Origin of the sequence: Trebonia sp., assembly GCF_049794275.1 — a bacterium.
In the GTDB taxonomy this organism is placed as follows: Bacteria; Actinomycetota; Actinomycetes; order Streptosporangiales; family Streptosporangiaceae; genus Trebonia.
This window is the reverse complement of record NZ_JBARCR010001047.1, coordinates 1-3,978: the sequence shown is the minus strand read 5'-3', so window position 1 is coordinate 3,978 and position 3,978 is coordinate 1. Positions and strand designations below refer to the sequence as shown.

Here is a 3,978-nt window from a genome sequence, read left to right as displayed (position 1 = left end):
CCGCCGGCGAGCCGCCGGGCCACCGCGGCGCCCATGCCGCGCGCGGCGCCCGTGACAACCGCGAGGTCACCGGTCATGCGGTTACGATACTGGCCGCGGAAGGTGAGCGCACTTGCGCGGTGGAGATGACAGCGCCCGGCGGGCCTTGTCGGAGCGTAGTCGGCGGGTTATTCTCAGTAAGTGATAGACGCGGCCTGGGCATCGGTCACTTCCGTCTGATCGTGGCGTCGTCGAGCGGACCGCATGCGAACTGGTTCGCAGCATGGTCCGGAGGCGCACCAACCGGGGTGAGGGGTTTGTTATCGAGGGGCGCCCGGGTACCGGAAATATCTGCCTGCCGGAAGATCTCGTCCCGCGTTCCTGGTCACCATCGCCCGCTTCGCCGAGCCGAAAGCCTGGAGGTTACCAGGCATGAAACCCGTCACGCTCATCCTCGCCTTCTTGCCCTTGGTCGTGTTCTCGGTGCTGGCCCGGTTCCTGCCGCACGGCTACATCGGCATCGCCGGGCTAGCCGCGGCGGTGGTCGCCCTCATTGCGGTCTTGACCAGTCGCCCGATCTGGCCGCCGAAGATCCTCAACATCTGCTCGCTGGCGCTGTTCACCGTGACCGCCATCCTGGGCTTCACCCTGGGCAAGAACGACGACCGGTGGCTGGCCACCTGGGGCGGCGCCGGCGTCGGCATCATCTTGGGGCTCATCATCTTGGCGCTGATCCCGGTCATGCCGTTCACCGAGCAGTTCGCCCGCGAATCGGTCCCGCAGGCCGAATGGTCCTCGCCGATCTTCAAGAAGATCAACCGGGTGCTCAGCGCAGCGTGGGGCGTGGCCATCTTCGCCGTGGGCGTCTCCCGGGTCCTCGCCGCCGCGATCAATGGGCACACCACCCACCGATTGCCCGAGACCCTGCTCGGCCTGATCGTGCCGGCCGGCATCATCATCTACATGCTGAAGTTCTCCAAGAGCTACCCCGACCGCGTCACGCACAACGCGTCAGCCCACGCTTCCGCCGATCACTCAGGTCGCTGAACCCACGTTCCCGCTGGAACGCAGTGATTTGTCCCTGTTGTCTGTCGTTATAGCAGCAGAAAACAGGAACAAATCGTCGGCCATCACGGGTCCGCGAGCAGGCTGTCGAGGGTCTCAGTCAGGTTGGCTACGAGCAGGTCGAGCAGCCGCGTTCCCTCGGCGGCGGAGGCGCCCGCCGGGTCGCCGAGCACGCCGTTGGGGCTGACTTTCCTGACGCCATGCGCGCGCAGCTCGGGAATCAGCTCCGCGATCGGCCGGGTGTCGCCCGCCGTGGCGCGGTCCAGGAGTACCTCGGACGGGGCCAGCGCCAGCATCAGCGACGTCTCGGTCCGTCCCGCGTGGGCGTCGCCGCCGTCGCCCGGCAGCCCCGCGTGCCACACGTGACACTCCCGCCCCTCGGCCCGCAGCCGGGCGACCGCGTCGGTGATCGCCGCGCCATTCCCGCCGTGCCCGTTGACCAGCAGCATCGCCGGCCAGTGCAGGCTGGCGTGCCGACCGAGCTCGACAAGCACCAGCGCCAAGGCGTCCGTGCCGATCGACAGCGTGCCGGGGAAATCCGCGTGCTCGCCGCTCGCCCCGATCGCGACCGGCGGCGCGAGCCCCACACCGGCCCGCCCTCCACAGGCGCGCGCCGCGACAAAGCAGGCGATCCGCGTGTCGGTGTCCATCGGCAGGTGCGGCCCGTGCTGCTCGAGAGACCCGAGCGGCACCACGAGCAGCCGCCGCGGCCCTGCCTCGACCTCCGGCCAGCGGGCGGTGCTGAGGATGAAGCCGGACACGACTACCGGGAACCGGAGCCGAGGCTGCCGTCGAACGCCGCGCCGAGCTGCCGCATTCCGTCGTCGAGCAGCGCCCCAAGGTCGGCAGAAGCGTCATCAAGCCAGTGCTCGTACCCAGCCACCGCGACACCGAGGACGGCGTGCGCGACCGCCTGCGACGCGAGGTCGTCGGGCCGCAACCCGGTGCGTTCGCCGACGAACTCGGCGACAACCTGGCGCCAGGCGGTGAACCGCAGCGTCGAGTGCGCGAACAGCGTGGGCACTCGCAGGATCAGCTCCATCCGCCGCCGGTGCAGCGGCACCTGCTCGGGCGCGACCCGGTTGAAGTCGATGAGCGCGAGCCTGATCGCGTCCATGAGCGGCACTTCGGGCGGGCAGGCCTTCAGCCGGACGCGCATCCGGTCAAGCTCGGCCTCGAAAGCGCCCCACGGGACGTCATTCTTCGACGGGAAGTACCGGAAGAACGTCCGCCGCCCGATCCCGGCCGCCGCCGCGATCTCGTCCACCGTGGTCTGCTCGAACCCGCGGGCCGCGAACAGGGCGAACGCAGTGTGCTCGAGCTCGGCGCGCGAGGTCACCCGCTTCCGGCCGGGGTGTGACATGGCGTAATCCTACTCGCGGCGACCTTGATTCTGGCACCTGGTGCCGTTAACCTCCTGCTAAGCGCGGCCCTGGCACTTAGTGCCACTAATCTCCGGAGGTGCGACATGGCCGACCAGCCGGCGTCCCAGGCGGTCGAGGAGACGGAAGCCCTCAGCAGCGACGAGCTCCTGGTCGAGGAGGTCTCGATCGACGGCATGTGCGGTGTCTACTGACGGCTTCGACATCGACCGCCCCTGGCAGGTCGATCCGCGGGTGTCGATGCGCCCTGAGCCCTTCGGCGCGCTGCTGTATCACTTCGGCACCCGACGGCTGTCCTTCCTGAAGAATCAGCGGGTGCTGGCGGTGGTCAGGTCGCTGGCCGACCACCCCAGCGCCCGTGCGGCGTGCGCGGCGGCCGGGGTTTCCGAGGCGGAACTCCCGGTATACGCCCGCGCGCTGGCCACGCTCGCCGATTCAAAGATGATCTCGGAACGGACCGTTGCATGACCCTCACCCACGACATGGCTCCGGCTGGGCCTTCCGCCGCTCCGGGGAAACTCACCGATCTTTTCCAGCTCGGCCTCGACGCGCCGATCTGCCTGACCTGGGAACTCACCTACGCGTGCAACCTGTCCTGCGTGCACTGCCTGTCATCGTCGGGCCGCCGCGACCCGCGGGAGCTGTCCACGGCCGAGTGCATGGCGGTCATCGACACGCTGGAGCGGATGCAGGTCTTCTACGTCAACATCGGCGGCGGCGAGCCGACCGTCCGCCCGGACTTCTGGGAGCTCGTCGACTACGCGACCGCGCACCACGTCGGCGTGAAGTTCTCCACTAACGGCGTGAAGCTTGATCCGGCTGCCGCAGCGCGGCTGGCGACGAGCGACTACGTGGACGTGCAGATCTCGCTGGACGGCGCGACGGCGGACGTGAACGACGCGGTCCGCGGGCCAGGGTCGTACGCGACCGCGATGCGGGCGATGCAGAACCTCGCGGACGCGGGGTTCCGCGGCTTCAAGCTCTCCGTGGTCATGACCAGGCAGAACATCCCGCAGCTCGACCAGTTCAAGGCCATCGCCGACCGGTTCGGCGCGCAGCTGCGGCTGACCCGGCTGCGCCCGTCGGGCCGCGGCGCCGACGTGTGGCACGACCTGCACCCGCTGCCCGAACAGCAGCGGGTCCTCTACGACTGGCTCGTCGCGCACGGCGAGGAGGTGCTGACCGGCGACTCGTTCTTCCACCTGTCCGCGTACGGGTCCGCGCTGCCGGGCCTCAACCTGTGCGGCGCCGGCCGGGTCGTCTGCCTCATCGACCCCGTGGGCGACGTGTACGCCTGCCCGTTCGCCATCCACTCGGAGTTCCTCGCCGGGAACGTGCGGGACACGGGCGGTTTCGAGACGGTGTGGAAGTCCTCGCCGCTGTTCGCCTCGCTGCGCGCGCCCGACACCGGGGGAGCGTGCCGGTCCTGCGGGTTCTACGACTCCTGCCGGGGCGGCTGCATGGCGGCGAAGTTCTTCACCGGCCTGCCGCTCGACGGCCCCGACCCGGAGTGCGTGCAAGGCCACGGCTCGGCGGCGCTGGCCGCTGTCTC

The 3,978-nt window shown here is 69.5% G+C and carries 6 protein-coding genes; 4 read left to right on the top strand and 2 right to left on the bottom strand.

Going from position 1 to position 3,978, the window contains the following annotated elements:
* Positions 1–411 precede the first annotated feature (411 nt).
* Positions 412–1,026 carry a hypothetical protein gene (locus WA805_RS26195; protein WP_424559963.1) on the top strand — a complete coding sequence of 205 codons (615 nt, stop codon included), beginning with the start codon at positions 412–414 and terminating at the stop codon, positions 1,024–1,026.
* Between the two features lie 83 nt (positions 1,027–1,109).
* Here the strand turns inward: WA805_RS26195 and mftE are convergent, their stop codons facing one another.
* Both mftE and mftR read right to left on the bottom strand, forming a co-directional pair.
* Complete coding sequence (gene mftE, locus WA805_RS26190; RefSeq protein ID WP_422324980.1) at positions 1,110–1,805, bottom strand: mycofactocin biosynthesis peptidyl-dipeptidase MftE; 696 nt, start codon at positions 1,803–1,805, stop codon at positions 1,110–1,112.
* A gap of 2 nt (positions 1,806–1,807) precedes the next feature.
* The gene (gene mftR / locus WA805_RS26185; RefSeq protein WP_425243685.1) at positions 1,808–2,407 is read right to left on the bottom strand and encodes a mycofactocin system transcriptional regulator; all 600 of its coding nucleotides are present in this window, start codon (positions 2,405–2,407) and stop codon (positions 1,808–1,810) included.
* 105 nt (positions 2,408–2,512) lie between these two features.
* On the opposite strand from mftR, the gene mftA reads away from it, so the two are divergent.
* The 3 genes from mftA to mftC all read left to right on the top strand — a co-directional run.
* Complete coding sequence (gene mftA, locus WA805_RS26180; protein ID WP_422272625.1) at positions 2,513–2,620, top strand: mycofactocin precursor MftA; 108 nt, start codon at positions 2,513–2,515, stop codon at positions 2,618–2,620.
* A complete protein-coding gene (gene mftB / locus WA805_RS26175; protein ID WP_422272627.1) occupies positions 2,610–2,894 on the top strand; it encodes a mycofactocin biosynthesis chaperone MftB in 285 nt (94 codons plus the stop codon). Before mftA ends, mftB begins: the two co-directional genes overlap by 11 nt.
* The coding region (mftC, locus tag WA805_RS26170; RefSeq protein ID WP_425243684.1) for a mycofactocin radical SAM maturase at positions 2,891–3,978 on the top strand (1,088 nt) is incomplete at its 3' end. The genes mftB and mftC, both read left to right, overlap by 4 nt.

Bases quoted from the DNA above. Each gene is read 5' to 3' on its own strand.
- WA805_RS26195 (WP_424559963.1), top strand. From the start codon at position 412: ATGAAACCCGTCACGCTCATCCTCGCCTTCTTGCCCTTGGTCGTGTTC.
- mftR (WP_425243685.1), bottom strand. From the start codon at position 2,407: ATGTCACACCCCGGCCGGAAGCGGGTGACCTCGCGCGCCGAGCTCGAG.
- mftA (WP_422272625.1), top strand. From the start codon at position 2,513: ATGGCCGACCAGCCGGCGTCCCAGGCGGTCGAGGAGACGGAAGCCCTC.